This is a genomic window from Parahoeflea olei (assembly GCF_001703635.1).
GTDB classification, from domain to species: domain Bacteria; phylum Pseudomonadota; class Alphaproteobacteria; order Rhizobiales; family Rhizobiaceae; genus Hoeflea; species Hoeflea olei.
The window spans coordinates 30272-56683 of sequence record NZ_LQZT01000023.1; the positions used below are offsets into that span (position 1 = coordinate 30272).

The window sequence follows — 26412 nt, forward strand, 5'->3', positions numbered from 1 at the left end:
CCGGCGCTACTCCGCGGCTTGCTGGGAGACCACCAGCTTGGGCGGCTTCGGCCCGGCCTGGCGCTCGAGCTCTTCGAGGCGCGCCCGCAGCTCCGAGATTTCGCCCGCGGTTTCGGTGAGCGCCGCGGTCATCGCCTGCGGTTCCATCGTCGCGCCTTCCTCTTCCTTCGGGCCGATCAGACGGCCGAAGATCCGGCCCAGAAGCCGTGACAGGTCGTCCATGATCAGGAAGAACGAGGGCACCACGACGAGGCTCAATATCGTCGAGACGATGATGCCGCCGATCACCGCGATCGCCATCGGCGAGCGGAATTCGCCGCCTTCGCCGACGCCGAGCGCGCTCGGCAGCATGCCCGCGGACATGGCGATCGAGGTCATCACGATCGGCCGCGCCCGCTTCTGCCCGGCCTCGATCATGGCCTCGACCCGGTCGCGGCCCGAGCGGATCAGCTCGACCGCGAAATCGACGAGCAGGATCGCGTTCTTGGTGACGATCCCCATCAGCATCAGGATGCCGATCAGCACCGGCATCGACAGCGCATTGTTGGTGATGATCAGGCCTGCCGCGACGCCGCCGATGGCGAGCGGCAGCGAGAACAGGATGGTGAAGGGCTGGATCACGTCCTTGAACAGGAGGATCAGCACCGTCAGCACCAGGAGAAGCCCCATCAGCATGGCGTTTTCGAAGCTGGTCATCAGCTCGTTCTGGACCTCGGCATCGCCGGATTCGAGCACCTGCACGCCGGCCGGCAGGTCGGTCGACTTCACCACCTCGTTGAACCGCTCCTTGGCGGTGTTGAGCGCCACGCCGATCGGCAGGCTCGCGCCGATGGTGGCCTGGCGTTCGCGGTTGAAGCGCTTGATGGTGGAGGGGCCCTGGGTGATGACGATGTCGGCCACGGTCTTCAGCGGCACCGACGCGCCGGTGGCGGTTGAGACGCGCAGATTGGCGATGCGGTCGATGTCGGTGCGATAGTCCGGATCGAGCTGCACCCGGATCGGGATCTGCCGGTTGTCGAGCGAGATCTTGGCGAGTGCCGCGTCGACGTCGCCGATGGTGGCGACCCGCACGGTCTCGGCGATCTGCGCGGTGGTGACGCCGAGCCGCGCGGCCTCTTCGAGCCGGGGCCGGATCTGCACCTCGGGACGGGGCAGCGAGCCCGACACGCTGACGCTCGAAAGCACCTTTTCGGCCTTGAGCTTGGGCTCAAGGATGGCGACCGCCCGGTCGATGGCGTCGTTGTCGGTCGAGATCACGTTGTAGCTCAGGTCGCGGTCGCCGCGGTCGTTGAGCTTGTAGGCGCGGATGTCGGGAATGGCCGCGAGCTTGTCGAAGATCTCCATTTCGATCTCGGCCTGCGGGCGCACGCGGCCGTTGATCTTCATTTTCGGCATGAAATCGCCGGGCACGGCGCTGGCAAGCCCGTTGACCACCTTCTTGAGCATCGAATGCTCGATCTTCTTGAGCATGATCGAGACCGAGGCGCGGCGGATGTCGAGTTCCCCGCGCGGCGAGGTGCCGCCCAGGATGAACACGCTTTCCACGCCGTCGACATCCCTGATGATGTCGCGCATCGCCTGGGTGGTGGCGTCGGTGTCGGCAAGCGTCGCCCCGGGCGGAAGCTCGACGCTCACGCTCACCCGCGACACGTCCTCGGGCGGCAGGAACGAGCCCGGCACCTGCGTCATGAAATAGACTGCCACCACCAGCGAGCAGATCGCCGCGAAAAGCGTGGTGTAGCGCCAGCGCAGGGTGCGGCTTACGAACCAGGTATAGGCGCGCATCACCCGTCCGCCGCCGGCCTCTTCCTCGTGCGCATCGCTGTCGCGCATCAGGTAGGCGGCCATCATCGGCGTGATCAGGCGCGCGACCAGCAGCGAGAACATCACCGCGACCGCCACCGTCATGCCGAACTGCTTGAAATACTGGCCCGGAATGCCCGGCATCAGCGACACCGGCACGAACACGGCGATGATGGTGAAGGTGGTGGCGATCACCGCGAGCCCGATCTCGTCGGCCGCCTCCACCGCCGCCCGGTAGGGCGTCTTGCCCATGCGGATGTGCCGCGAGATGTTTTCGACCTCGACGATCGCGTCGTCGACCAGGATCCCGGTCGCGAGCGTGATCGCGAGCAGGCTCACCAGGTTGAGCGAGAAGCCGAGCATGTCCATGACGAAGAAGGTCGGGATCGCCGACAGCGGCAGGGCGATCGCCGCGATCAGCGTGGCGCGCCAGTTCCTGAGGAACAACAGCACCACGAGCACTGCCAGCAGCGAGCCTTCGGCGAGCGTGTGCAGCGCGGATTCGTAGTTGCCATAGGTGTAGAACACCGTGTCGTCGACGGGCACGAGCTCGACATCCGGGTGATCGGCGCGGATCTTGTCGAGCGTCTCGGTCACCACCTCGGCCACGGAGATCTCGCTTGCGCCCTTGGCGCGGAACACCGAAAACGCCACCACCTGGTCGCCATTGTAGCGGCCGAACGAGCGCAGTTCCTGGAACGTGTCGCGCACCGTGCCGAGATCGCCGAGCTTCACGAAGCGGCCGTTCGACAGCGCGATCGTGGTGTTGGCGAGCGCTGCGGTGTCCTCGGCGTCGCCGAGCGTGCGGATGGTCTGCTCGCGGTTGCCGATCTCGCCGCGGCCGCCGCCGAGATTGGCGTTGGTGGCGCGCAGCTGCCGGTTCACGTCGGCCGCGGTGATGCCGTAGGAATTGAGCCGCGCCGGATCGAGTTCGATGCGGATCTCGCGGTCGGCGCCGCCATAGCGCTCGACCTTGCCCACGCCGCGCTGGCCCTGCAGCGCCCGCTTGACGGTGTCGTCGACGAACCAGGAGGATTCTTCGAGCGTCATGCCGGGCGCATGCACCGCGTAGGTCATGATCGCCTGGCCCTCGACGTCGATCCGGGTGACGATCGGCTCTTCCACGGAGCCCGGCAGGTCGCCGCGCACCCGGTCGATGGCGTCTTTCACGTCCTGGACGGCGCGTTCGGTCGGCACCTCCATGCGGAAGATCACATTGGTGGTGGAGATGCCGTCGGAGACGGTGGAGGCGATGTCGTCGATGCCGGTGATACCGGCAACAGCGTCCTCGATCTCCTTGGTCACCTGCGCTTCCATTTCCGAAGGCGCCGCGCCCGACTGCACCTCGGTGATCGCCACCAGCGGCACGTCGATATTCGGAAACCGGGTGATCGGCAGGTTGAAGAAGGATTGCAGCCCGACGATGGTCAGGAGCGCGAACGCCAGCAGCGGCGCGATCGGGTTGCGGATGGCCCAGGCGGAAAAATTCATGGCACGCGCCTCACTCGGTCACCGCGGCGACGCCGCCGCTGCCGGTTTCCTCCACCGGCGTCACCCGGTCTCCGTCACGCACGAAGGCGCCGGCCTTGGCGACGATCAGGTCGCCCTCGGCAAGCCCCTCGGTGATCTCCACCCGGCCGCCGTCGCGGATGCCGGTCGTAACCGCCGTGAGCCGCGCCACGCCGTTCTCGATCTTGAGCACATCGGCACCGTCCGCGCCCATGTTGATCGAGGTTACCGGCACCGTCACCGCGTCGCGCTGGGCGACGATGATCTCGGCGTCGGCGAACATGCCGGCGCGCAGGTGGGCGTCGCCTTCGACCTCGATGCGGGCGAGGCCGAGCCGGGTCGTCATGTTGAGCGTCGGGTCGATCAGCCGCACGGTGCCTTGCACCGTCCCGGAGGCGCCGATCAGGCTGATACGCACGCCCTGGCCTTCGGCGATGCGCTGCATGTCGGCCTCGGCGACGTCGGCGCGCAGTTCGAGCAGCCCGTCGCGGATCAGCGTGAACAGCGGGCTTGCGGCGCCGGCGATGGCGCCCACGCGCGCGCCGCGGGCGCTGACAATGCCTGCCACCGGCGCCTTGACCTCGGTGCGCGCGAGCCTCAGATCGACATCCTCGATCTGCGCATCGATCAGCTTGACGTCGGCCTCGGCCACCTTGATCGATTCCTCGACCGAGCGGATGCGCGCCTTCGCGGCCACGGCCTGCGCCTCGGCCTGTTCGGCCTGCACCGTCGAGTAGGTGCCCTTCTCGGCAAGCTGGCGGGCGCGGGTGGCGGTCTTGACGGTCTCTTCGGTCGTCGAGCGCACCTCGGCCAGTTGCGCCTCGAGCTGGGCGATGGCGGCAAGCGCCTTCGCCCGGTTGGCGTTGTACTGGCTCTTCTGCAGGATCAGCTGGTCCTTCGAGAGCGTCGCGAGCACCTGGCCCGCCTCGACCCGGTCGCCGACATCGGCGTTCAGGCTTTCGATCGCCAGCCCCTCGATCTGCGGCGCGACCAGAACCTCTTCCCGGGCGGTGATCATGCCGCTCGAAAGTACCCGGTCCGTGATCGGTTCGACGACCGCGCGCACGGCGATGATCGACGGCGGCTGCGGTGTGCGCTCAGCCGCCGCGTCGGTTTCCGCAGCATTCGCGGACAAGGCCGGCACGAGCGGCGCCAGCATCAGCGGAAGAATGAGGGCAAGGGCGGGCAGGGTGCGCATCTTGGCTCCGGTCAGGCTGGGATTGGAACGGGTGGGGCGAAAATGGTGTCCCGCAGGGTCGCGAGCACCAGTTTGCCCACATCGGCGGCGTTTTGCGGACTGATGCCTTCGCCCAGGCAATATCGGTGCTGCGTGAAACCGTGCAGCAGCATCATGATGAAATTCGCGCGCGTGGCGAAGATCTCGCAGGCTTCCGCGCTGTCGTCGCCGTGAATGCGCACCAGCGCATCGATGATGTTGGCGCGCACGGTTTCTTCCATCGCCCGCATCAGTGCGGCGATGTCCGGGCCGCGGAAGGCGGTGGCGTGGACTTCGCTCCATAGCGCCGCTTCCTCGAGCGGCAGCACTTCGATGCGTTGCCTGAGCAGATGCATGAACATCGCGCCGGGATCGGGCGCGGCCCTGATCGCATCGAAAAGCGCTTCGATCTCCATCGTGTCGCGCCTGACGAGCGCGGTGATGATGGCGTCCTTGGACGGGAAATAGCGGTAGAAATTGCCCACGCTCATCTGCGCGGCTTGCGCCAGATCCTGCATGGATGCGCCGTCGAAGCCATTGAGTGCAAAGACGGATTTCACCTTGTCGAGGATTTCCGTCACACGCGGGCTGGTGATGTCGACTGAGGCGGCGTCCATCGGACATGTCCTGAAGCTGATGAGAAAAAGTCAGCCTGCACAGGGACAGGGGACGAGGCGCTTGGAGCCGTCCTCCCGGTCATGCATCGGCGTGGAATATAGTGAATGAATATTCATTCATCAAGCAGGTCCTGCGGAAGATTTCCGGATCGGACGAGATCGGGAGGCATCCCCACCCCGGCCAGGCCGGCCGCTGCCGGCCCGGCAGAGCCGCCGGATCGCGCGAATGTCGGGGCTCTGTCCAGCCGGGGCGGCTGAACGGCCGCGCCGCATCCGGTGATATCTCTCAAGGGGATGGCGGGCCAAGATGCGCAGGAGCCGCAGCCAATGGCCAGCATTGCCTGGCTCCCGTGGCACCGGGGCAGGGGTTGCCCGTGGGGCTTGACTGTCGCCGCCGCGCCGCTGTCCCGATATCCCGGGCTTCGAGCGCGGCGGCGGAGTGTCGTGCCGCCTATTCGGCGGCGTCCGCGTAGTCGGTCAGCGGCGGGCAGGAGCAGACCAGGTTGCGGTCGCCATAGACATTGTCGACCCGGTTGACCGGGGCGAAATATTTGGCGTTGCGGATCGCGCCCGCCGGGAAGCAGGCCGCTTCGCGGTCGTAGGGCCGGTCCCAGGGGCCGACCAGATCCTCGATCGTGTGCGGCGCGTGCTTGAGCGGGTTGTTCTCCCGGTCCATCTCGCCGTCCTCGATCGCCTGCGCCTCGGCGCGGATCGCGAGCATGGCGGCGCAGAACCGGTCGAGTTCCGCCTTCACTTCCGATTCCGTGGGCTCGATCATCAGCGTGCCGGCCACCGGCCAGCTCATGGTCGGGGCATGGAAGCCGCAGTCGATCAGCCGCTTGGCGACATCGTCGACGGTCACGCCTGCGCTCTGCACCAGCGGCCGCGTGTCGAGGATGCACTCATGCGCAACGCGTCCCGAGGCCGAGGCATAGAGCACGTCATAGGCGCCCTTCAGCCGGGCGGCGATGTAGTTGGCGTTGAGGATCGCGATCTTGGTGGCCTGGGTGAGGCCCGCGCCGCCCATCATCAGGCAGTAGGCCCAGGAGATCGGCAGGATCGAGGCGGATCCGAACGGAGCGGCCGACACCGCGCCCGGCTTGCCGTCGGTCGCCCAGTGGCCCGGCAGGTGCTCCGCCAGATGCGACTTCACCCCGATCGGACCCATGCCCGGGCCGCCGCCGCCATGGGGGATGCAGAAGGTCTTGTGCAGGTTGAGATGGCTCACGTCGGAGCCGATGTCGCCCGGCCGTGCGAGCCCGACCAGCGCGTTCAGATTGGCGCCGTCGAGATAGACCTGTCCACCATGCTTGTGGGTGATCGCGCAGACTTCCGTCGCCGTCTCCTCGAACACGCCATGGGTCGAGGGATAGGTGATCATGCAGGCCGCCAGATTGGCGGAATGCTGCTCGGCCTTGGCGCGAAAATCGTCGAGATCGATGTCGCCATTGTCGCGGGTCTGCACGGTGACCACGCGCATGCCGGCCATCTGTGCGGAGGCCGGGTTGGTGCCATGCGCCGAGGTCGGGATCAGGCAGACATCGCGGTGGCTCTCGCCATTGGCGCGGTGATAGGCGCGGATCGTCATCAGGCCGGCATATTCCCCCTGCGCCCCGGAATTGGGCTGCATCGAGATGGCGTCATAGCCGGTGATGCGGCAGAGCTTGTCCGACAGATCGTCGATCATCTCTCTGTAGCCGAGCGCCTGGTCGGCGGGGGCGAAGGGGTGGATGTCGGCGAATTCCGGCCAGGTGATCGACAGCATCTCCGCCGTGGCGTTGAGCTTCATCGTGCAGGAGCCGAGCGGGATCATGGTGCGGTCGAGCGCCAGATCCTTGTCCGAGAGCCGGCGGATATAGCGCGTCATCTCGCTTTCGGCCCGGTTCATGTGGAAGATCGGGTGTTCGAGATAGGCCGTCTGCCGCCCCATCGGATCGGGGATGATCGGCTCGGAGAGCAGATCGGCATAGTTGAGCGAGCCGCCAAAGGCGCGCCACACCGCTTCCACCGTGTCCTTGCGCGTGACCTCGTCGAGGGCGATGCCGATGCGGTCGTCGCCGACCTTGCGCAGGTTCAGGCCCTCGCGCCGCGCGGCTTCGAGGATTTCGGCCTGGCGGCCTTCGGCGAAGACGGTGACAGTGTCGAAGAAGATCGCCGGATCGATGATGAAGTCGAGCTGTTTCAGGCCGGCCGCCATGGTGGCCGCCCGCTGGTGCACGCGGCCGGCGATGGCGCGCAACCCGACCGGGCCGTGGAACACCGCATACATCGAGGCAATCACCGCCAGCAGCACCTGAGCGGTGCAGATGTTGGAGGTGGCCTTCTCGCGGCGGATATGCTGCTCGCGGGTCTGCAGCGCCAGCCGGTAGGCCTGGTTGCCGCGCGCATCGACGGTTACGCCGACCAGACGGCCGGGCATCGAGCGCTTGTAGGCGTCGCGCACCGCCATATAGGCCGCGTGCGGGCCGCCATAGCCCATCGGCACGCCGAAGCGCTGCATCGAGCCCACGGCGATGTCCGCGCCCATTTCGCCGGGCGACTTCAGAAGCGCCAGCGACAGCGGATCGGCGGCCACCACGGCGATCGCCTGCCCGGCGTGCAGCCGCGTGATCACGTCGGTGAAATCGTGCACATGGCCGTAGGTGCCGGGATACTGGAAGATCGCCCCGAACACCTGGTCGGCCTCGAGTTCGGTGAAGGGGTCGCCGATTACCACTTCGAGCCCGAGCGGCTCGGCGCGGGTGCGGATCACGTCGATGGTCTGCGGGTGGCAGTGATGATCGACGAAGAAGGCCTTGGCCTTCGACTTCGAGGCCCGCTCGGCCATGGTCATGGCTTCTGCGGCGGCGGTCGCCTCGTCGAGCAGCGAGGCATTGGCGATGTCGAGCCCGGTCAGATCCGCGACCATGGTCTGGAAGTTCAGAAGCGCTTCCAGCCGGCCCTGGCTGATTTCCGGCTGATAGGGCGTGTAGGCCGTGTACCAGGCCGGATTTTCGAGGATCGTGCGCTGGATCACCGGCGGCATGATGGTGCCGTGGTAGCCCTGACCGATCAGCGACACCATCACGGTGTTCTTCTTCGCCGTCGCGCGCAGGTGGTCGAGCACCTCGCGCTCGCTCATCGGATCGCCGAAGGCGAGCGACGCCTTCTGCCGGATCGAGGCCGGCACCGTCTCGTCGATGAGTGCGTCGAGCGAGGACGCGCCGACGGTTGCGAGCATGTCGGCGATCTCGGACGGCGAGGGGCCGATATGGCGGCGATTGGCGAAATCGTAGGGATCGTAGTCGCTGAGGGTGATGGTCATGGCAGGTATCAGCCGATCATCGCGGTGTAGGCGGCTTCGTCCATCAGCGCGTCGGCAGCGCTGCTGTCGGCAAGCTTGAGCTTGAAGAACCAGCCTGCGCCGGCGGGATCGGAATTGACCAGCGACGGATCGTCGACGATCGCCTGGTTGACCTCGACCACTTCGCCGTCAAGCGGGGAGTAGACGTCCGAAGCGGCTTTCACCGATTCCACGGTTGCGGCTTCGCCGCCCTTTTCGAGCGTCGCGCCGATCTCGGGCAATTCGACGAACACCAGATCGCCCAGTTGCTCTGCGGCATAAACTGTTATGCCGACGGTGGCGACATCGCCCTCGATCCTGAGCCATTCGTGGTCTTCGGTGAATTTGAGCATGGTCTTGTCCTGTCTATGCTGAAGGGTGGGGGCAGGCTTATCGTTTGTAGGTGGAGGCGACGAAGGGCAGGGCGGTGACGGCCATTTCCAGCCGCTTGCCGCGCACATCGGCGTAAAGGGTGGTGCCGGTCGATGACAGCCGCGCGGGCACATAGCCCATGGCGACCGGCGCGCCGGCGCTGGGGCCGAAGCCGCCGGAGGTGACCGTGCCGATCACCTCGCCGCCGGTTTCGTGTTCATAAAGCGCTGCGCCTGCCCGCACCGGGGCCTTGCCGGTCGGCTGCAGGCCGACGCGGAGGCGCGCGGTGCCGGTTTCGAATTCAGGGAGAATGCGGTCCGCGCCCGGAAAGCCGCCGGCGCGCTCGCCGCCCGTGCGCCTGACCTTCTGGATCGCCCATTTGAGATTGGCCTCGACCGGCGAGGTGGTGGCGTCGATGTCGTGGCCATAGAGGCAGAGCCCGGCTTCGAGCCTGAGAGAATCGCGCGCGCCGAGCCCGATCGGTGCCAGCCGGTCGTCGGAGAGCAGCAGCCGGGCGACCCGTTCGGTCTCGTCCGCCGGCAGCGAGATCTCGTAACCGTCCTCGCCGGTATAGCCCGAGCGCGAGACCACGGCCTGGACGCCGGCGATGTCGAATTCGGCCACGTCCATGAACAGCATGTCCTCGGCTTCCGCGGCATAGGCCGCGAGCACGCTTTCGGCTTCGGGACCCTGCAGCGCCAGCAGCCCGCGATCGAACTGGGGCTCGATCTCGCAGCTGTCAGACAGCGCTGCCTTCAGGCGCGCGAGATCGGCGTGCTTGCAGGCGGCGTTGACGACGAGATAGAGATGGTCGCCGCGGTTGGCGACCATGAAATCGTCCTCAAGCCCGCCCTTGTCATTGGTGAACATGCCGTAGCGCTGGCGGCCGGGCTTCAAGCCCGCCACGTCCACGGGCGTCAGCCTCTCGAGCGCCAGTGCCGCATCGCGCACATCGCCGCTTTTCGCGCGGATCAGGATCTGCCCCATATGCGAGACGTCGAACAGGCCGGCCTCGGTGCGGGTGTGAAGATGCTCCTTCATCACCCCCATGGGATACTGGATCGGCATGTCGTAGCCGGCGAAGCCGGCCATGCGCGCGCCAAGTTCGAGATGCAGGGAATGAAGCGGTGTTTTCAGAAGGTCAGCTGTGGTGTCCACGCTGCAGTCTCCAATTCGGGTGCCGGGGTCAACCGCGCACGGGCCAATCGTCAAGCGTCCAACGCCGCAAATGGCCCCCTCTGTCCTTTTGCCTGAGATTGTTATCCCGTCGGCAGACGCAAGCGAGCGCCATTCTCCAGAGTCCGTCTTGTCCCGCTGGTCCTTTTGCCTGAGAGTTTCCGGGGCGGTTGCTCCTTCGGCACCGGTGTGAACCGGCTTCTCCCAACGGGTGGGCTAACTATGCCGAATCGGGCTGCGATGGCAAGGGGGGCGTATGTGGGATGCCGTGGACGGGCGTGCTGATGGCGGTGCTTGCAGGTCCGCAGATTTCTGATTGTATGGTTGGCAGGGTTCAGCTCCGAATGTGGCAGGTGTGAGATTAGCCAGGCCATTGCAATCGCTGGCGTGTTGCGGGACCTGTCACATCTTGCGCGTTTCGTTGTGGTGCTTGCCCGAAAAGGCAGGGACGGGGCCGATCTTCGGGTGTCGGTACGTCTGGGGCTGCATACGATCTCAAAGGCTTGCCGGGCCGGAGAAACCGGAAACATGAAAGACGAGAACGGACGGCCTCGTGTCTTTTGTGAAGATCGTTACGCTTTCTCCATCGGATTGAAGGAGATTGCGACACGCATGATCGAGCAGAAATACTTTTGCTGTGAATCATCGGACCGCAATCGGGCGATGCACCACGCGATCCTGGACGCGGCGCCCGGCAGCATGCAGGGGATGCCGGATGGTCTCTATCAGACGGTCTACTTCTACCTCTACCCTGCAGACGGGGAGCATGCGGATGTCGAACTGACAGTGACGAGCAGTTACAGGCGCCATATAAATTTCGGCCAGATCAAGCGTCGTTTCGACACGCACTATCTGCTCAGGAAGTGTCATTTCGAGAGAAGGAGGTTGCCCTGAAACGGAAAAGGCTCTCGAGGAAACGAGAGCCTTCCGAATTCAAGCGGGTGTGCCTTACCGTGGTGTACCGGCCTCATGGGCGCACATGCAACGGCGACCTGTTGAGGAAGCCCCGCTGTCCGTTGCTGCACTCAATATACGCCTCGATCGGGATCGGGGCAAGGGAATCGGCGGTTTGCGGCCTGGGATACGCGTGAAGCCTTCGGCAAGTGACCCGGGAAGGTCATGTGGTCTTGATTTCGAGCTCATATGGCCATATCTTATTCTGGGTCAAAGGAGTGCGCCATGGAAAGCCTCGTTCTCGACCGCGCCGCGCCGGAGCGGCAGGCCGTTGCCTTGAAGGCCTTCGCGCGGATTGCGGATGCCTGGAAACTCACCCTCAGGGAAGCGGCTGCGCTCGCGGACATGTCGGAATCAACCTGGAAGCGCGCCCGCAAGCCGGATTTTGCAGGCGATCTCACGCGCGACCAGATGCTGCGGCTGAGCGGGTTGATCGGGATCTACAAGGCGCTTGAACTCTATTTCGACGAGCCGATCTCGCGGCAATGGGTGCGGCTTGCCAACCGCGGCCCCGAATTCGACGGCGCCCGGCCGGTCGATGCGATGGTCGAGGGCGGCCTGCCGAAGATCCTGCGCGTGCGCAGCTATCTCGATGCGCTCAGGGGCGGTTTGTGAAGATCACGCCGGTCAATGACCGTGCGCTGGTGCGCCTGATCCCGGAAACCCGCCACAAGCCGCCGGTCCTGCGCGGGCTTGCCGATTCCGACGCGGAGGCGGCGATGCTGGCCAAGATCGAGGGCGAGACCAGCGCGCGGATAATCGCCGAGCGCGACGGCAGTCCGGCGCTCGACCGGCGCGAACTGGCCTTTGCCCGCCGGGCGCTCGACCTCAAGCTCTACGGCCAAAGCCATATCAATGCCGCCTTCACCTACACGCGACCGTCGGGCAACCGCTTCAACGGCGGCGCGCGGGGAGCCTGGTACTGCGCCTGGGACATGCTCACGAGCCTTCAGGAAGTGGGGTTTCACCGCACTCGCGAGCTGGGCTTCATCGGCCGCTACGAGGGCACGGCCCGCTATGTCGAACTGCTCGCCGATTTCATCGGTGACTTTCCCGAGCTTGAGGACGTGCCGCATCCGGCCCTCGATCCCGATCCCGACATCGGCTACCCGGCGGGGCAGGCGCTGGCCGAAGGGTTGCGCGCGCAAGGCCATCGCGGCCTGATCTATCCGTCGGTGCGCCACAGGGAGGGCCGCTGCTTCGTCGCCTTCGATCCCGGGATCATCCAGAACGTGAGGCCGGGCGCGAGCTGGAAACTGGTCTGGCGCGGCGCGCCCGACTTTGCTATCCAGGGCGTCTGAACACGGCCCGAGCGGGGCGAGCCGCGCCGGGTGGTCCGTCCTCTCGGTCAGCCGGCGTCTGGCGCGCGCGGCTCTTTCCAGTCGTAGTCGATCCGGCCTTCCTGCGCCTTGTGGAAATACTGGCTGGCAACCAGCCATCCCTTCACCGGACGCAATGGCGGAATGCAGGTGAGCAGCATCAGCGGCACGGTGGTCAGGAAATGCACCCACCAGGCCGGTTCGTAGTTGATCTGCAGCCAGAGCGCGAAGATCGTGCTCGGAATGCAGGCAAACAGCATGATGAAGAAGGCCGGACCATCCGCCGGGTCCGCGAAGGAATAATCGAGCCCGCAGACTTCGCATTTCGGTCGCAACGTGAGGAACCCCTGGAACAGGTGTCCCTGCCCGCAGCGGGGGCAACGTCCGCGGATGCCGGTCTGGACCGGCTCGAGCGGTGGCCATTCGTATTCGCTGGGCATCGGGCGTCCTTTCACATGGTCTGCCGGGACAGTCTGCGGAGCCGCGTCGGGCGCGGGTCCGGACCGGCGATGCGGTGCGCGCAGCCCCTGGCCGGATGCCGCGGTGCGCGATCAATTGGCTATTGTATGTATATTATATGCAGCTTTTGTCAACAAGATGTATGGAGGCGCGCCGCTGCCCTGGCTGCCCTCACACCACCATCGAGAAGGACGCGGGTGACTGGGCGAGACGATCGGCCACGATCTGAAGGCTCTCGGCGAGCCTGTCGCGGCTTGCCGGGGCGCCGAGGCCGAGCCTGACCGCTTCGGGCGCCGGACCGAGCGCGAAGGCGTCGCTGGCAACCACGCCGATGCCCTCCGACCGCAAGCGGGCGCAGAATTCCGCCCTGGTCCAGCCCGGACCGAGCGAGAGCCAGACGTGAAAGGCTTCGGGATCGGTCCTGATCTGGCTCGCCGGCAGGATGCGGCGCGCAATGGACTGGCGCGCGGCCGTCTCCCGCCGGATCGCGGCCACCACGGCTTCCGCGGTGCCATCCAGGATCCAGCGCGACGCGATCGCCGCCGTCAGCGGTGAGGCCATTGAGGCGGTGGCCCGGATCGCGCTGTTGAGCCCGGGCATCGCCGGCCCGTCGGGCGCGACCAGATAGGCGATCCGCAGCGCCGGCGCCAGGCACTTGGCGAGGCCGGCGATGTGATAGACGAGATCCGGCGCAAGGCTTGCGAGCGGCGGCAGCGGGCGCACCGGAAGCGCGCCATAGGCGTCATCCTCGATGATCGCCACCTGGTGGCGACGGGCAATCGCGATGAGTGCGTGCCGCCGCTCCAGCGAGAGGGTTGCGGTGGTCGGGTTGTGCAGGGTGGGGGTGCAGTAGAGCGCTTTTGGCCGCGACTCGCGGCAAACCTGCTCGAAGGAGTCCGGGAGGATCCCGTCCCCGTCCATGGCGACTGCGGCGAGATTGATCCTGAGATGCGCCGCGACCGCGCGCAGGCCGGGATAGGTCAGCGCCTCGGCGCAGACCGTCTCGCCGGGCGTCGCCAGAAGGCCCAGGAGCGCAAGCAGGGTGCCCTGCGCGCCGGGACAGACGAGCACGCGGTCCGGGGTGATGCCCTTGAGGCGGGAGGACAGCCACTGCGCGCCCGCCTCCCGGTCCCGCCCCGCCCCGCCGGCCTCCTGATAGCGCATCAGCAGATCGATGCCGTCCGAGCTTTCGAGACGCCGGATCCCCTCCCACATGCGCGCGGCCAGATCCGCATCTTCGATGCATGGCGGCAGGTTCATGCTCATGTCGACCAGTCCGCTGGCGACCTGTCTGCGGGGCTCAAGATCCGGGGCGCGCACATAGGTGCCTTGCCCGACCCTGCCTTCGACCAGCCCGCGCTTGCGCGCTTCGGCATAGGCGCGGGTCACGGTGGTGAAGTCGATCGCAAGCGCCTCGGCGAGCGCCCGCTGCGGCGGAAGCCGCACGCCGGCTCTGAGTTTGCCGGAAAGGATGTCGGCATGCAGGGCATCGGCAATGGCGAGATAGAGCGGCCCGTCCGCCTTGCGCACGGCCGGGCACCAGCTCACCCCGGAGATGGTTTTGTCCATTGCGATGCCCTCAATTTGAAATTATAGGGATATTGTATGGTGGCGTGCCGAAATGCAAGTCTTCATGCCCCTGCCGGGCCTGGCGCCGGGCTTCCATCCGGTTGCGGTCCGATGACGCCATCATCGCGATCCGGACCGCCAGCATCGACCGGAACATCCATGACAGGCACGATTGCCACCGACCGCAGCGCCAATCTTAAGGGAAGTGGCTGGATGATCCTCGCCATGGGCCTCTTCGCGCTGGAGGATGCCCTGGTCAAGGTCGCGGCGCTGAACCTGCCGGTGGGCCAGATCCTGATCATGTTCGGCCTCGGCGGCGCCCTGGTGTTTGCCCTGGTGGCGCGGTTGCAGGGTCAGGCGCTGTTCGTGCGCGCGGTGGCCTCGCCGGCCATGGGGTTGCGCGCGCTGGCGGAGATCACCGGCCGGCTGTTCTATGTTCTCGCGATTGCCGCCATCCCGCTGTCGGCGGCGACGGTGATCCTGCAGGCTACCCCGCTGGTGGTCGTCGCCGGCGCGGCCCTGGGATTCGGCGAAAAGGTCGGCTGGAAGCGCTGGAGCGCGATCTGTCTCGGACTGGTGGGCGTCGTCGTCATCGTCCAGCCCGGCACGGACAGCTTTTCGGCGCTGTCGATGCTGGCGATCGTCGGCATGCTCGGCTTTGCCGGGCGCGATCTCGCCAGCCGTGCGGCGCCGGTCTCGCTCGGCACGTCGCTTCTGGGGTTCTACGGGTTTCTGGCGATGCTCGCCGCCGGCGTGATCTATGCGCTTTGGCAGGGAGTGCCCTTCGTGCCGCCGGGCACCGACCTCTGGATCTATCTGCTTCTGGCGGTGCTGACCGGCGTGTTGGCCTATGCCAGCCTGATGAAGGCGATGCGCACGGGCGAGGTGTCGGCGGTCACGCCGTTCCGCTACACGCGGCTGTTGTTCGGAATCCTGCTCGGGGTGGTGCTGTTCGGCGAAGCGCTGACCCCGTCGATGCTGGTGGGGTCCGCCCTGATCTGCGTTTCGGGCGTGTTCATCCTGCGCCGGGGCAAATCGGCGACGCTGCTGAAATCCGATTGAACGCGGCGGAAATCAGCGTGGCGCGGGGCCTCGGGGGGAAGACAGCAGCCCGCAAGCTCACGGCTTGCCGCGATCGCGCCCGGGCCTCGATCTCAGCGCTTGAGCAGTCCCAGCATCCGCTTCATTTTCGGAGCATAGGTCCGGACCTGGTTGCGGCCGGATTTCTTGGCTTCGTACAGCATCGCATCGGCTCTCTTGTAGAGATGTGCCGGGCTGGACGCGTCGGCCGCCATGCACAGGCCCAGGCTGATCGTCAGGCGACCGTGATCGACCCCGTCATTGTGATCCCTGAACGGTGTCGAACCGATCGTCACCCGCAGCCGCTCGGCGGTGGTCTGGGCCTGTTCGACGCTGGCGGTCTCCAGCACGATCGCGAATTCCTCACCGCCGATGCGGGCGACGAAGGTTTCGCTGCCGAGGGTCCTGGTGATGATCGCCGCGGTGGTGCTCAGCACCCGGTCGCCGACCTGGTGGCCCCAGGTGTCGTTGAACGTCTTGAAATGATCGATATCCGCGATCAGCAGTGCCTGTCTCGCCGCCGTTTCAGGGCTGTCGTAGATGGCGGCCAGCCGTGTGTCGAAGGCGCGGCGATTGGACAGCCTGGTCACCGGATCGGTGCTGGAGAGGCGCTTGTACTCCTCAAGTTCGGACTTGAGGCGATCGAGTTCGCTGGCGCGCTCGACCATCTGCCCGATGATGGCCTTGCTCTTTTCCATCGTGTCGGCCGTGGCCGATGACAGAACCCTGTTCAGATCGTCGAGGAAATCCAGGCTGATCTCGCCTTTCCTGGACATGCGGGCGGAGGTTTGACCAAGCAGGTCGGAATATTTTTCCAGCATCGACCGATCCTGCCTGAACAGGCGGATCATTTTCCGCATCTCCTCGAACACGCTTTCCAGCGTGTTGTCGACGGCTCTCTCCTGATGCAGATGCGGCAGGAACTTCAGGCCCACCTCATCGAGCTGCGGCTGGGTCGGACGTGGCCCGAGCGCGGCGAATTCCCGGATCAGCGCCGGGTTCGAGGTGTTGAGGAACCGATAGACAAGCTCGTAATTGCGGGGCAGCGAGGAAATCCCCTGCTCCCGCATCCTCGTTATCACCGTTTCAGCGGGATCGATGGTCTCTGAATTTTCCGAATGAACCACTATGCGGGCCGCCTGGGACGGGGAAACGTTAAAATCAAACTAAGAAATACACATAAACAATATTCTAACCGCGGCCGGCAGGAAATAGGCGGTCGGAAGTGGCCGCGGGATTATCGCGGGGAGGCTCCGCGCCGCTGGCCCTATCCGCGCGCGAGCCTGCGCATCCGCAAATCCCTGAGCTGGCTCACCGCGAGCGCCACGATGAACAGCCCGGTCATGACCAGAACCATCGTCGGTGCCGGTTCGCTGTCGATGTGAAAGCTCGCGAAGATGCCGATGAGCGCCGAAAACACCACCGCGCCAACGGCGACGGCGATCATGCCGGCAAATGTGCGGGTGACGAGAAAGGCGATCGCGCCCGGCGCCACCAAGAGCGCGATCGACAGGATGATGCCGACGGCCTTGAGGCTTGCGACGATCATCAGCGCGATCGCCGTCAGGAGCCCGTAATGCAGAAGGCCGGTTCTCAGCCCGATCGCGCGGGCATGCAGCCCGTCGAAGGCCTGGGCCACGAGATCGCGCCACTTGACCAGAAGGAACCCGCCGCAGCCGAGCGAGATCAGCGCGGTGGCGCCGATATCGGCCCAGGTGACGCCCAGCATGTCGCCGAACAGGATGTGGTCGAGATGCAGGCTCGAGCGCACGCTCACATGCAGAACGATTCCGAGCCCGAACATGCCGGAAAAGACGATACCCATCACCGTGTCTTCCTTCACGCGGCTGTTGGCGTTGAGCCAGCCGGTGGCGACCGCGCAGAACAGGCCCGCGACGAAGGCGCCGGCCACCAGCGGCAGGCCGGCGATGTAAGCGAGCACGATGCCCGGCAGCACCGCATGGCTCATGGCGTCGCCGAGGAGCGACCAGCCCTTGAGCACCATCAGCGAACTCATCGCCGCCATCGGCAGCGCGATCAGGAAGGTGATCAGGAACGCCTTCTGCATATAGGCGAAGCGAAACGGATCGAGGAAGAAATCGACCAGCGTGCCGTCCATCAGATCGCTCCCGTCTCGTGACTTGCCTCGTGACTGGACGCGCGCACCCGGGCGCGCTGGGCGAGAAGCCCGTGCTTGGGCGCGAACAGGAAGGCTGCGAGAAACAGCCCGGTCTGCATCACGATCACCACGCCGCCGGTGGCGCCGTCGAGGAAATAGCTCAGATACACGCCGACGAAGCAGGTGACCGAGCCGATGGCGACGGCAATCACGATCAGCCGCGGAAACCGGTCGGTCAAGAGATAGGCGGTGGCGCCGGGGGTGACCACCAGCGCGATCACGAGGAATGCGCCCACCGTCTGCATCGCCGCCACCGTGGAGGCGGCGAGCAGGGTGAAGAAGATGCCCTTGAGCAGGCCCGCCCGCACGCCGATGGCGCGCGCATGGCTTTCGTCGAAGAAGACGAGCACCAGGTCCTTCCAGATCACCGAGAGCACGGCGAGCGTGATCACGCCGATGATGACGAGTTGCAGCGTATCGGCCGGCGTGATCGCCAGCACATTGCCGAGCACGATGGTCTGCACGTTGATCGGCGTCGGCGACACCGAGACCATGAACAGGCCGAGCGCGAAGAACGAGACGAAGATCATGCCGATGATCGCGTCCTCGCGAAGCCGGGTGCGCGCCCGGATCGCGAGCATCGCCGCGGCCGCAAGCCCGCCCGCGAGAAAGGCGCCGGCGGCGAAGGGCAGGCCCAGCATATAGGCGCCGGCGACGCCCGGCACGATCGAATGCGAGAGCGCGTCGCCGATCAGCGACCAGCCCTTGAGCATGAGATAGCACGACAGGAAGGCGCAGATCGCGCCGGTCAGCGCCGACACCCACATGGCATTGATCATGTAGCCGTAGCTGAAGGGTTCGAGGAGCGCCGCCATCAGCGCTTGTCCCCTTCGGCGCCGCCGGTCCCGGGCGCGCCCGCTTTGCCTGTGTCGCCGCGCGCCTCGCCATAGATCACGAAGGGGCGTTCGTCGTCGGTCAGCACGGTCACCTGCCGCTCGTCATCGTCGTCATGCAGGTCCTGCCCGCCGAGCACGAAATGCCGCAGCACGCCGCCGAAGGCCTTCTGCAGGTTGGAGTGGGTGAACGTCTGCTCGGTCGGCCCTTCCGCGAGGATCGAGCGGTTGATCAGCACCGCGCGGTCGCAGAATTCCGGCACGCTGCCGAGATTGTGGGTCGACACCAGCATCACCCTTCCTTCGGCGCGCAGCGCCTTCAGGAGCTCGATGATCTGCTTTTCCGTGGTCACGTCCACGCCGGTGAACGGCTCGTCGAGCAGGATCACCTGGCCTTCCTGGGCGAGCGCGCGGGCCAGGAACACGCGCTTCTTCTGCCCGCCCGAGAGTTCGCCGATCTGGCGCTTGCGATAGGCCGCCATGCCGACCCGTTCGAGTGCTGAGTCGACCGCGGCGCGGTCCTTCGCCCGGGTCATGCGCAGGAAATTCATGTGGCCGTAGCGGCCCATCATCACCACGTCCTCGACCAGCACCGGAAACGACCAGTCGATCTCCTCGCTCTGCGGCACATAGGCCACGAGATTGCGCCGGAGCGCTTCGGAGACCGGCAGGCCCATGATGCCGATGGTGCCGCCCGCAAGCGGCACAAAGCCCATCAGCGCCTTGAACAGGGTCGACTTGCCCGATCCATTGATGCCGACCAGCGCGGTGATCGATCCCGGCGGGACCGAGAATGTGGCGCCGTCGAGCGCGCGGTTGCCGTTGCGGTAGACCACCGAGACATCGCGGACATCGAGGCCCGCCGCTGTATCCGTGGTTTCGGTGGGGGCGGGCGAAAGGGTCATGGTTTTGCCGTGAGCCCGGTGACGATGGTTTCGGAGGTGACCCGGAGCAGGTCGAGATAGGTCGGCACCGGTCCGCCCTCCGCCGACAGCGAATCCACATAGAGAACGCCGCCATAGAGAATGCCGGTTTCCCGCGCCACCTGTTCGGCGGGCTTGGGCGAGACCGTGCTTTCGGAAAAGATCACCGGGATGTCGTGTTCGCGGACCAGGTCGATCACGTGCCGCACCTGCTGCGGCGAGCCCTGGCTGTCGGCATTGATCGCCCAGATCGCGGCTTCCCTGAGGCCGAAGTCGCGCGCCAGATAGGAAAATGCCGCCTCGCTGGTCACGAGCCAGCGGCGGTTCTCCGGCAGCGCCTCGATGGCCGCGCGGATCGGCGCGAAGGTCTCGGCGATCTTCGTCTTGTAGGCGTCGCCGTTTGCGGCATAGGCCTCGGCATTGGCCGGATCGGCCTCTGACAGCGCGGCGACGATGTTGTCGATATAGATCTCCGCATTGGCCGGCGACATCCAGGCATGCGGATTGGCCCGGCCCTCATAGGCGCCTTCGGAAATCAGGATCGGCTCGACCCCGTCGGAGAGCACATGGGCTTTGACGTCGCCGAGATTTTCGAGATAGCGTTCGAACCAGGTTTCGAGCCCGAGCCCGTTCCACAGCACCACGTCGGCGCCGAGCCCGCGGCGGATGTCGCCCGGGGTCGGCCGGAACATGTGGATCTCGGCCCCCTCGCGGGTGATCGAGACGACTTCCGCATGCTCGCCGGCGACGTTGCGCGCCATGTCGGCGAACACGGTGAACGACGTCAGGACCTTGATCTCGGCCAGAGCCGGCTGGGCCGCGCCAAGGCTCAGCGCGAGGAGCAGTCCCAGAAATGTGCGAGAGCGCATATGCGGCTTCCTGCGAATGAGTTGCAACTGGCACTCTAGGCGCATTTTGAAACCTGTCAATGCTTTTGCAAATCATTTGCAACTGGCCGCCTCGCAGTCGCGGCGCGGCGGGGTGACCCGGCGCGTCAGTCAACGTCCGGGCGAGGGCCAGACGTTGCGGGCAACAGCCAGGGGGCGCGGTCTGCCGTCGTTGCGTGTCGGGCCCGGCGTGGCATGCATTGCCGATGGCTGCACGGTTCGGTATGCCCGCCTGGAGACGGCGCGGGCGATCTTGGCCGCAATGCCGGGCCGGGCGGCCAGAAGGGGGCTTCGATGCCAAGATATGTGTCATTGGAAGAGGCTGCGGTGATCCTCGCTGAGGCCAGGCGCATTTTGGTTATCGGCTGTTCGGGCGGCGGCAAGACCACGCTTTCCGAAAGGATCGCGGCCTGCCGCGGCCTCGAGTTCCAGTCGCTCGACAGGGACGTGCGCTGGCATCCGGGCTGGGTCGAGCGTGAGCGAAGCGAGCAGCGGGCCATCGTTGCCCGCTTGGCCGGGCGGGACCACTGGGTCATGGACGGCAGCGGCACATCGCTTTTGGATCTCAGGCTGTCGCGAACCGAGCTGGTCCTGTGGGTTCGCGTGCCGCGATGGCGCGCGATTTTCGGCCTGTACAAGCGGGTCTGGCGCTATCACGGGACCGTTCGACCGGGAATGGCGGAGGGCTGCCCCGAGCCTTGGCCGGACCGGGGTTTTCTCTCCTACATCTGGAACTTCGAGAAGCGCTACGCCCCGCTTTTCGTCAAGCAGATCGACCAGCACGGGCCAAATGTGCCTGTGGCCGTGCTTCGCTCCCATCGCCAGATGGATGCGCTGCTTAAGGGGGCGGCTCGGCGCAATTGATCGTCTCCGGGTCCGATCCGGAGGTCATCGGGCTGCGCCGAGATCAGGCTGATCGCGATCGGACGATCCGGGCCGCACCGCCGGCTCCCGCTCGCGGAACACAAAACGGCGTTCAGCCGCCGAACCTGGCGTTGCGGTCGAGCAGGTATTTGTCGAACAAGGGCAGGCTGGCCGCGCCGAGCGCGCGCGCGACCGGACCCACGGTGCCCGGCAACAGGGTCGGCACCTCGAGCCCACGCAGGTCGTAGCGGGCCACTTCGGCCCGGGTCGCGGCGACGATGCTGTCGCGCACCGCTTGCGGCATCCCGCCATCGATGATGACGTGCTCGAAGTCGATGATGGCGGCGGCGCTGACCACGGCCTGGGCCAGGCCGGAGGCGACGATGGGGATCCAGCGCGCGATCAGGTCGTCGAAGCCCTCCCAGCGGTCCGGGTTGTTCCAGAGCGGCGAGGGGTCACGGCCCGCATCCCGGAGCATGCGTTCGAGCAGCATGGTCGAGGCCCAGTCGAGCAACTGGCCGGTCTTGCCTCCGGGCCCCGTGACCGGCAGGGGGCCGACGGCGCCGGCATTGCCGGTGCGGCCGGCATAGACGCTGCCGTTGAGCACCACGCCGCCGCCGACAAAGGTGCCGACATACAGATAGAGGAAGTCGCTGAGGCGGGGATGCTTGCCGAACACCAGTTCCGCCGCGCAGGCCGCGGTGGCGTCGTTCTGCAGGTAGACCGGCAGCGCGCAGATCGCGGCGAGTTCCGCCCGCAGGTCGCAGCCGCGCCACAGGTCCATTTCCGCGCGCGGCGCGCCCGCCTGCTCGGACCAGTTCCACAATTCGAACGGTGTGGCGATGCCGAGCCCGCCCACGCGCAGGCGCAAGGCTGGCGGCAGGGTCTCGAGCAGTTTCGGCAGCCCGGCGCGCACGAACTCGATGATCAATTGCGGTGTCGGCCAGGGATAGCTCTTGCGCAGCGTGGCGAGCGGGGTTCCGAGGAAATCGATCAGGATCAGCTCGGCGCTGCGGCGGCCGACCTTGAGGCCGATGAAGAAGGCGCCGTTGGGATTGATCGACAGCGGTACCGAGGGTTGGCCGACCTTGCCGCGCACCGGTTCGCCCTTGACGATCAGCTCCTCGGCTTCCAGTTCGCGCATGATCACCGAACCGGTCTGGGCCGACAGCCCGGTCAGCCGGGCGATGTCGCTCTTGGCGAGGTTGCCGTGCGCATAGACCAGGCTGAGCACGAGCCGCTGGTTGTGGGCGCGCAGGCCGCTCTGGTTCGAGCCCCTGAGCGATGGTTTGGGGGGATCTCCCGGTTTCATTCTCTTCGGCACCTGGCCCGCTCCTCCCTGTGTCGTCCCGTCTCGCTCCCGACCGGAATCGGAAAACACTCTAGCAAAAATCTCCCGGGATCAATAGCTAAATAAGAATGATTTATTAATTGACAGTCCCGTTCGTTCATGTTGTTTTAGCAATGTTGCGGGAAAGGGAGGACGAGGAGACCTCCCTGTCCGTATCGTCGAGACGTGCAACGTCATATCCCGGGAGGATCACATGACCACCAAGACCACTTTCAAGACCGCGCTGTTGGCCGCTGCCGCTTTCGGCGCCCTGTCGGCGGCCCCTGCCTTCGCTGCCGGTGACGGCGTCGGCGCCTGCCTGATCACCAAGACCGACACCAATCCCTTCTTCGTCAAGATGAAGGAAGGCGCCGAAGCCAAGGCTGCCGAACTCGGCGTCGACCTCAAGACCTATGCGGGCAAGATCGACGGCGACCACGAGACCCAGGTCGCCGCCATCGAAACCTGCATCGCCGACGGCGCCAAGGGGATCCTGATCACTGCATCGGACACCTCGTCGATCGTCTCCGCGGTCAAGCAGGCCCGTGACGCCGGAATGCTGGTGATCGCGCTCGACACCCCGCTCAACCCGATCGATGCGGCCGACGCCACCTTCGCCACCGACAATTTCCTGGCCGGTGAACTGATCGGCAAATGGGCCGCCGCCACGCTCGGCGACGAGGCCGCCAACGCCAAGATCGCCATGCTCGACCTCGCGGTCAGCCAGCCCACCGTCGGCGTGCTGCGCGACCAGGGCTTCCTCACCGGCTTCGGCATCGACGTGAAGGATCCGGGCAAGTGGGGCGACGAGGACGATCCGCGCATCGTCGGCAACGACGTCACCGCCGGCAACGAGGAAGGCGGCCGCAAGGCGATGGAGAACCTGCTCGCCAAGGATCCGATGATCAATGTCGTCTACACCATCAACGAGCCCGCTGCCGCCGGGGCCTATGAGGCCTTGAAGGCGATCGGCCGCGAGGGCGACGTGCTGATCGTCTCCGTCGATGGCGGCTGCCCCGGCGTGGCCAATGTCAAGGATGGCGTGATCGGCGCCACCTCGCAGCAATACCCGCTGCTGATGGCGTCGAAGGGCATCGAGGCGATCGCCGCCTGGGCCAAGGACGGCACAAAGCCGGCACCGACCGAAGGCAAGAACTTCTTCGACACCGGCGTGGCGCTCGTCACCGACAAGCCGGCCGAAGGCGTCGAGTCGATCTCGGTCGCCGAAGGCATGGATCGCTGCTGGGGTTGATCCCCGGTCCTTTCGGATCAACACTCGTGGGGCGGCGCCTGCGCCGCCTCATCGCCGGACCGGGGACGTGCGGGGAGCACGGCCAGGCGTCCGTGTCGTTCGGAATTGGGAGGAACCATGTCCGAGACGCAAGACTACGAAAAGGCTGCCGCATCCAGCCCGTCCTCGGTCGCCGTCTTTGCGGCCCATGACCAGGGCGCGGTCAAGCGCATCCAGCATGCCCTGCACCAGACGCCCTGGATGGTGCCGGCGATCGTGCTGGCCGCGTCGATCCTGGTGTTCGGGCTGCTTCTGGGAGAGAAGTTCTTCTCGCCCTTCGCGCTGACGCTGATCCTGCAGCAGGTGCAGATCGTGGGCATCCTCGGGGCCGCGCAGTCGCTGGTGATCCTGACCGCCGGCATCGACCTCTCGGTCGGCGCGATCATGGTGCTGTCGTCGGTGGTCATGGGCCTGTTCTCGTTCCGCTACGGCCTGCCGACCGAACTCGCCGTGGCCGCGGGCATCGCCTGCGGCACGTTTTGCGGCTTCATCAACGGGTTTCTGGTGGCGGTGATGCGGCTGCCGCCCTTCATCGTCACGCTCGGCATGTGGCAGATCGTGCTCGCCACCAACTTCCTCTATTCCGCCAACGAGACCATCCGCGCGCAGGAAATCGCCGAACAGGCGCCGCTGTTGCAGTTCTTCGGCAACAAGATCGCCATCGGCGGAGCGATCTTCACCTATGGCGCGATCTTCATGGTCCTGCTGGTTCTTTTCCTCGCCTATGTGCTCCGCCAGACCGCCTGGGGCCGGCATGTCTATGCCGTGGGCGACGACCCGGAAGCGGCGGAACTGTCGGGCGTGCAGGTCAAGCGCACGCTGATTTCGGTCTACATGCTCTCGGGCCTGATCTGCGCCTTCGCCGGCTGGGCGCTGATCGGCCGCATCGGCTCGGTCTCGCCCACCTCCGGCCAGCTCGGCAACATCGAATCGATCACCGCCGTGGTGATCGGCGGCATCTCGCTGTTCGGCGGGCGCGGCTCGATCATGGGCATGCTGTTCGGCGCGCTGATCGTCGGCGTGTTCTCGCTCGGCTTGCGGCTCCTGGGCGCCGACGCGCAATGGACCTACCTGCTCATCGGCGTGCTCATCATCGCCGCCGTCACCGTCGACCAATGGATCAGAAAGGTGTCCGTCTGATGCAACCCATTCTCAAGGCACGCGATCTGGTCAAGCGCTACGGGCGCGTGGTCGCGCTCGACAGTTGCGATTTCGATCTCTATCCCGGCGAGATCCTGGCCGTGATCGGCGACAACGGCGCCGGCAAATCCACCCTGATCAAGGCGATCTCCGGGGCGGTGACGCCTGACAGCGGCAAGATCTGGCTCGAGGGCAGGGAAGTCCGGTTCCATTCCCCGCTCGACGGTCGCCATGCCGGCATCGAGACGGTCTATCAGACGCTTGCGATGTCGCCGGCGCTGTCGATCACCGACAACATGTTCATGGGGCGCGAGCTGCGCAAGCCGGGCTTCCTGGGCTCGGTGCTTCGCCAGCTTGACCACAAGGCGATGGAGAGCTTCGCCCGCGAGAAGCTCAACGAACTCGGGCTGATGACCATCCAGAACATCAACCAGGCGGTCGAAACGCTCTCGGGTGGCCAGCGCCAGGGCGTGGCCGTGGCCCGCGCCGCGGCCTTCGGCTCCAAGGTGATCATCCTCGACGAGCCGACGGCGGCGCTCGGTGTGAAGGAAAGCCGCAGGGTGCTTGAGCTCATTCAGGACGTGCGTTCGCGCGGTATTCCGATTATCCTGATCTCCCACAACATGCCGCACGTGTTCGAGGTTGCCGACCGGATCCATGTCCACAGGCTCGGCAGGCGCCTGTGCGTCATCAATCCGAAGGATTACACCATGTCCGATGCCGTCGCCTTCATGACCGGAGCCAAGGAACCGCCGCCGGAACCGCTGGCTGCCTGAGCACAGCCATGCAGGGACATGACAATGCCGCCCGCGTCGCCGACCTGGCGATCGCGAGGGCTGGCGACAGCCGCCGCTTCATGATCGCGCTTGCCGGCCCGCCCGGTGTCGGCAAATCGACGCTGTCGGACGCGCTGGTCGCCGAATTCGTCGCGCGCGGCCACGGCGCCGCGGTGGTGCCGATGGACGGCTTCCATCTCGACAATGCGGTGCTCGAAGCGCGGGGGACGCTCGCCCGCAAGGGCGCGCCGCACACCTTCGATGCGGACGGCTATGCCGCCCTGCTGTGGCGGCTGGTGATCGAGCCCGACCGCGAAATCGCGGTGCCGGTGTTCGACCGCAGGCTCGATCTCGCCCGCGCCGGCGGCCGCATGATCGAACCGGGCCACCGGTTCCTGATCGCCGAAGGCAACTACCTGCTGCTTGCGGGCGAGCCCTGGGCGCAGATGGCGGACCTGTTCGACCTGACCGTGATGCTCACGGCGCCGATCGAGACGCTGCGCGAACGGCTGGTGGGCCGCTGGCGCGAGCATGGCCTCGATCCGGACCGCGCGCTTGCGCGGGCGCTCTCGAACGACATCCCCAATGCCGAATGCGTGCTCGCGTCCTCGCGCGGCGCCGATCTCACCCTCGCAAGCGATTGAGATGCCAGGCGTCCGCCCCGGACGCGCAACTGGCCGTCTGTCTCTTTGTCATATGGCGTCCGATCCGCCCGAGCTTTTCGCCTTGGTCCGGGATCGCGCGGGCGGGTCCGTCAGGCGCAAATGAAAGGGCCCCGGCGCTTGCGCGCCGG

Annotated in this window: 23 protein-coding genes and 1 riboswitch; of the genes, 9 read left to right on the forward strand and 14 right to left on the reverse strand. The window is 66.1% G+C overall.

What is annotated here, in order from left to right:
• Positions 1-6: 6 nt before the first annotated feature.
• The 6 genes from AWJ14_RS13075 to gcvT form a co-directional block, all read right to left on the reverse strand.
• Positions 7-3294 carry an efflux RND transporter permease subunit gene (locus AWJ14_RS13075; protein ID WP_066179837.1) on the reverse strand — a complete coding sequence of 1096 codons (3288 nt, stop codon included), beginning with the start codon at positions 3292-3294 and terminating at the stop codon, positions 7-9.
• Positions 3295-3304: 10 nt separating this feature from the next.
• The gene (locus tag AWJ14_RS13080) at positions 3305-4510 is read right to left on the reverse strand and encodes an efflux RND transporter periplasmic adaptor subunit (protein ID WP_066179840.1); all 1206 of its coding nucleotides are present in this window, start codon (positions 4508-4510) and stop codon (positions 3305-3307) included.
• Positions 4511-4521: 11 nt separating this feature from the next.
• Positions 4522-5145, reverse strand: a complete 624-nt coding sequence (locus AWJ14_RS13085) for a TetR/AcrR family transcriptional regulator (protein WP_066179845.1) — start codon at positions 5143-5145, stop codon at positions 4522-4524.
• Positions 5146-5596: 451 nt separating this feature from the next.
• Positions 5597-8449 carry an aminomethyl-transferring glycine dehydrogenase gene (gcvP, locus tag AWJ14_RS13090; RefSeq protein WP_066179848.1) on the reverse strand — a complete coding sequence of 951 codons (2853 nt, stop codon included), beginning with the start codon at positions 8447-8449 and terminating at the stop codon, positions 5597-5599.
• A gap of 8 nt (positions 8450-8457) precedes the next feature.
• Positions 8458-8820 carry a glycine cleavage system protein GcvH gene (gene gcvH, locus AWJ14_RS13095; protein WP_066179852.1) on the reverse strand — a complete coding sequence of 121 codons (363 nt, stop codon included), beginning with the start codon at positions 8818-8820 and terminating at the stop codon, positions 8458-8460.
• A 37-nt stretch (positions 8821-8857) separates the two neighbouring features.
• Positions 8858-9997 (reverse strand): glycine cleavage system aminomethyltransferase GcvT, encoded by a 1140-nt coding sequence (gcvT, locus tag AWJ14_RS13100; RefSeq protein WP_066179854.1) that lies wholly within the window; start codon positions 9995-9997, stop codon positions 8858-8860.
• A gap of 147 nt (positions 9998-10144) precedes the next feature.
• Positions 10145-10232, reverse strand: a riboswitch (glycine riboswitch).
• 311 nt (positions 10233-10543) lie between these two features.
• Here gcvT and AWJ14_RS13105 point away from each other — a divergent pair.
• The 3 genes from AWJ14_RS13105 to AWJ14_RS13115 all read left to right on the forward strand — a co-directional run bounded on the left by AWJ14_RS13105 (position 10544) and on the right by AWJ14_RS13115 (position 12270).
• Positions 10544-10909 (forward strand): hypothetical protein, encoded by a 366-nt coding sequence (locus AWJ14_RS13105; protein ID WP_139112644.1) that lies wholly within the window; start codon positions 10544-10546, stop codon positions 10907-10909.
• A 285-nt stretch (positions 10910-11194) separates the two neighbouring features.
• The gene (locus AWJ14_RS13110; RefSeq protein WP_066179861.1) at positions 11195-11584 is read left to right on the forward strand and encodes an antitoxin Xre-like helix-turn-helix domain-containing protein; all 390 of its coding nucleotides are present in this window, start codon (positions 11195-11197) and stop codon (positions 11582-11584) included.
• Positions 11581-12270: an RES family NAD+ phosphorylase gene (locus AWJ14_RS13115; RefSeq protein ID WP_066179866.1), complete on the forward strand. Its 690-nt coding sequence runs from the start codon at positions 11581-11583 to the stop codon at positions 12268-12270. Before AWJ14_RS13110 ends, AWJ14_RS13115 begins: the two co-directional genes overlap by 4 nt.
• 47 nt (positions 12271-12317) lie before the next feature.
• Here AWJ14_RS13115 and AWJ14_RS13120 read toward each other — a convergent pair whose 3' ends face one another.
• Positions 12318-12728 carry a DUF983 domain-containing protein gene (locus tag AWJ14_RS13120; protein ID WP_066179869.1) on the reverse strand — a complete coding sequence of 137 codons (411 nt, stop codon included), beginning with the start codon at positions 12726-12728 and terminating at the stop codon, positions 12318-12320.
• A 190-nt stretch (positions 12729-12918) separates the two neighbouring features.
• Positions 12919-14316 (reverse strand): aminotransferase-like domain-containing protein, encoded by a 1398-nt coding sequence (locus tag AWJ14_RS13125; RefSeq protein ID WP_139112645.1) that lies wholly within the window; start codon positions 14314-14316, stop codon positions 12919-12921.
• Positions 14317-14475: 159 nt separating this feature from the next.
• Here AWJ14_RS13125 and AWJ14_RS13130 point away from each other — a divergent pair, with 159 nt between their 5' ends.
• On the forward strand, positions 14476-15378 hold the full coding sequence (locus AWJ14_RS13130) for a DMT family transporter (protein ID WP_066179880.1): 903 nt from the start codon (positions 14476-14478) through the stop codon (positions 15376-15378).
• Between the two features lie 92 nt (positions 15379-15470).
• Here AWJ14_RS13130 and AWJ14_RS13135 read toward each other — a convergent pair whose 3' ends face one another.
• From AWJ14_RS13135 to AWJ14_RS13155, 5 genes are all read right to left on the reverse strand, one after another.
• Entirely contained in the window at positions 15471-16466 is a 996-nt protein-coding gene (locus tag AWJ14_RS13135; RefSeq protein ID WP_083220249.1) for a GGDEF domain-containing protein, read from the reverse strand.
• A gap of 197 nt (positions 16467-16663) precedes the next feature.
• Positions 16664-17515, reverse strand: a complete 852-nt coding sequence (locus AWJ14_RS13140) for a metal ABC transporter permease (RefSeq protein WP_066179887.1) — start codon at positions 17513-17515, stop codon at positions 16664-16666.
• Positions 17515-18393: a metal ABC transporter permease gene (locus tag AWJ14_RS13145; protein WP_066179890.1), complete on the reverse strand. Its 879-nt coding sequence runs from the start codon at positions 18391-18393 to the stop codon at positions 17515-17517. The genes AWJ14_RS13140 and AWJ14_RS13145 overlap by 1 nt, the downstream gene beginning before the upstream one ends.
• Positions 18390-19313 (reverse strand): manganese/iron ABC transporter ATP-binding protein, encoded by a 924-nt coding sequence (locus tag AWJ14_RS13150; protein ID WP_066179893.1) that lies wholly within the window; start codon positions 19311-19313, stop codon positions 18390-18392. Before AWJ14_RS13150 ends, AWJ14_RS13145 begins: the two co-directional genes overlap by 4 nt.
• Complete coding sequence (locus AWJ14_RS13155; RefSeq protein WP_066179895.1) at positions 19310-20200, reverse strand: metal ABC transporter substrate-binding protein; 891 nt, start codon at positions 20198-20200, stop codon at positions 19310-19312. Before AWJ14_RS13155 ends, AWJ14_RS13150 begins: the two co-directional genes overlap by 4 nt.
• Positions 20201-20512: 312 nt before the next feature.
• Between AWJ14_RS13155 and AWJ14_RS13160 the strand changes: the two genes are divergently transcribed.
• On the forward strand, positions 20513-21082 hold the full coding sequence (locus AWJ14_RS13160; RefSeq protein ID WP_066179898.1) for a P-loop NTPase family protein: 570 nt from the start codon (positions 20513-20515) through the stop codon (positions 21080-21082).
• A gap of 112 nt (positions 21083-21194) precedes the next feature.
• Here AWJ14_RS13160 and AWJ14_RS13165 read toward each other — a convergent pair whose 3' ends face one another.
• Positions 21195-22394, reverse strand: a complete 1200-nt coding sequence (locus AWJ14_RS13165) for an ROK family transcriptional regulator (protein ID WP_066179901.1) — start codon at positions 22392-22394, stop codon at positions 21195-21197.
• 232 nt (positions 22395-22626) lie between these two features.
• Here AWJ14_RS13165 and AWJ14_RS13170 point away from each other — a divergent pair, with 232 nt between their 5' ends.
• The 4 genes from AWJ14_RS13170 (at position 22627) to AWJ14_RS13185 (ending at position 26263) form a co-directional block, all read left to right on the forward strand.
• Complete coding sequence (locus tag AWJ14_RS13170; protein WP_066179904.1) at positions 22627-23664, forward strand: sugar ABC transporter substrate-binding protein; 1038 nt, start codon at positions 22627-22629, stop codon at positions 23662-23664.
• A 117-nt stretch (positions 23665-23781) separates the two neighbouring features.
• Complete coding sequence (locus AWJ14_RS13175; RefSeq protein ID WP_066179907.1) at positions 23782-24843, forward strand: ABC transporter permease; 1062 nt, start codon at positions 23782-23784, stop codon at positions 24841-24843.
• Positions 24819-25619, forward strand: a complete 801-nt coding sequence (locus AWJ14_RS13180) for an ATP-binding cassette domain-containing protein (protein ID WP_083220250.1) — start codon at positions 24819-24821, stop codon at positions 25617-25619. Before AWJ14_RS13175 ends, AWJ14_RS13180 begins: the two co-directional genes overlap by 25 nt.
• Before the next feature lie 8 nt (positions 25620-25627).
• On the forward strand, positions 25628-26263 hold the full coding sequence (locus tag AWJ14_RS13185) for a nucleoside/nucleotide kinase family protein (RefSeq protein ID WP_066179912.1): 636 nt from the start codon (positions 25628-25630) through the stop codon (positions 26261-26263).
• Positions 26264-26412: the final 149 nt, after the last annotated feature.

Coding starts and splice junctions, on each gene's coding strand:
- AWJ14_RS13125 (WP_139112645.1), bottom strand. CDS start 14,316: ATGGACAAAACCATCTCCGGGGTGAGCTGGTGCCCGGCCGTGCGCAAG.
- AWJ14_RS13165 (WP_066179901.1), bottom strand. CDS start 22,394: ATGAAACCGGGAGATCCCCCCAAACCATCGCTCAGGGGCTCGAACCAG.
- AWJ14_RS13180 (WP_083220250.1), top strand. CDS start 24,819: ATGGATCAGAAAGGTGTCCGTCTGATGCAACCCATTCTCAAGGCACGC.
- AWJ14_RS13105 (WP_139112644.1), top strand. CDS start 10,544: ATGAAAGACGAGAACGGACGGCCTCGTGTCTTTTGTGAAGATCGTTAC.
- AWJ14_RS13110 (WP_066179861.1), top strand. CDS start 11,195: ATGGAAAGCCTCGTTCTCGACCGCGCCGCGCCGGAGCGGCAGGCCGTT.
- gcvP (WP_066179848.1), bottom strand. CDS start 8,449: ATGACCATCACCCTCAGCGACTACGATCCCTACGATTTCGCCAATCGC.
- AWJ14_RS13075 (WP_066179837.1), bottom strand. CDS start 3,294: ATGAATTTTTCCGCCTGGGCCATCCGCAACCCGATCGCGCCGCTGCTG.
- gcvH (WP_066179852.1), bottom strand. CDS start 8,820: ATGCTCAAATTCACCGAAGACCACGAATGGCTCAGGATCGAGGGCGAT.
- AWJ14_RS13085 (WP_066179845.1), bottom strand. CDS start 5,145: ATGGACGCCGCCTCAGTCGACATCACCAGCCCGCGTGTGACGGAAATC.
- AWJ14_RS13185 (WP_066179912.1), top strand. CDS start 25,628: ATGCAGGGACATGACAATGCCGCCCGCGTCGCCGACCTGGCGATCGCG.
- AWJ14_RS13120 (WP_066179869.1), bottom strand. CDS start 12,728: ATGCCCAGCGAATACGAATGGCCACCGCTCGAGCCGGTCCAGACCGGC.
- AWJ14_RS13080 (WP_066179840.1), bottom strand. CDS start 4,510: ATGCGCACCCTGCCCGCCCTTGCCCTCATTCTTCCGCTGATGCTGGCG.
- AWJ14_RS13150 (WP_066179893.1), bottom strand. CDS start 19,313: ATGACCCTTTCGCCCGCCCCCACCGAAACCACGGATACAGCGGCGGGC.
- AWJ14_RS13140 (WP_066179887.1), bottom strand. CDS start 17,515: ATGGACGGCACGCTGGTCGATTTCTTCCTCGATCCGTTTCGCTTCGCC.
- AWJ14_RS13135 (WP_083220249.1), bottom strand. CDS start 16,466: ATGCGGGAGCAGGGGATTTCCTCGCTGCCCCGCAATTACGAGCTTGTC.
- AWJ14_RS13170 (WP_066179904.1), top strand. CDS start 22,627: ATGACCACCAAGACCACTTTCAAGACCGCGCTGTTGGCCGCTGCCGCT.
- AWJ14_RS13130 (WP_066179880.1), top strand. CDS start 14,476: ATGACAGGCACGATTGCCACCGACCGCAGCGCCAATCTTAAGGGAAGT.
- AWJ14_RS13155 (WP_066179895.1), bottom strand. CDS start 20,200: ATGCGCTCTCGCACATTTCTGGGACTGCTCCTCGCGCTGAGCCTTGGC.
- AWJ14_RS13175 (WP_066179907.1), top strand. CDS start 23,782: ATGTCCGAGACGCAAGACTACGAAAAGGCTGCCGCATCCAGCCCGTCC.
- AWJ14_RS13160 (WP_066179898.1), top strand. CDS start 20,513: ATGCCAAGATATGTGTCATTGGAAGAGGCTGCGGTGATCCTCGCTGAG.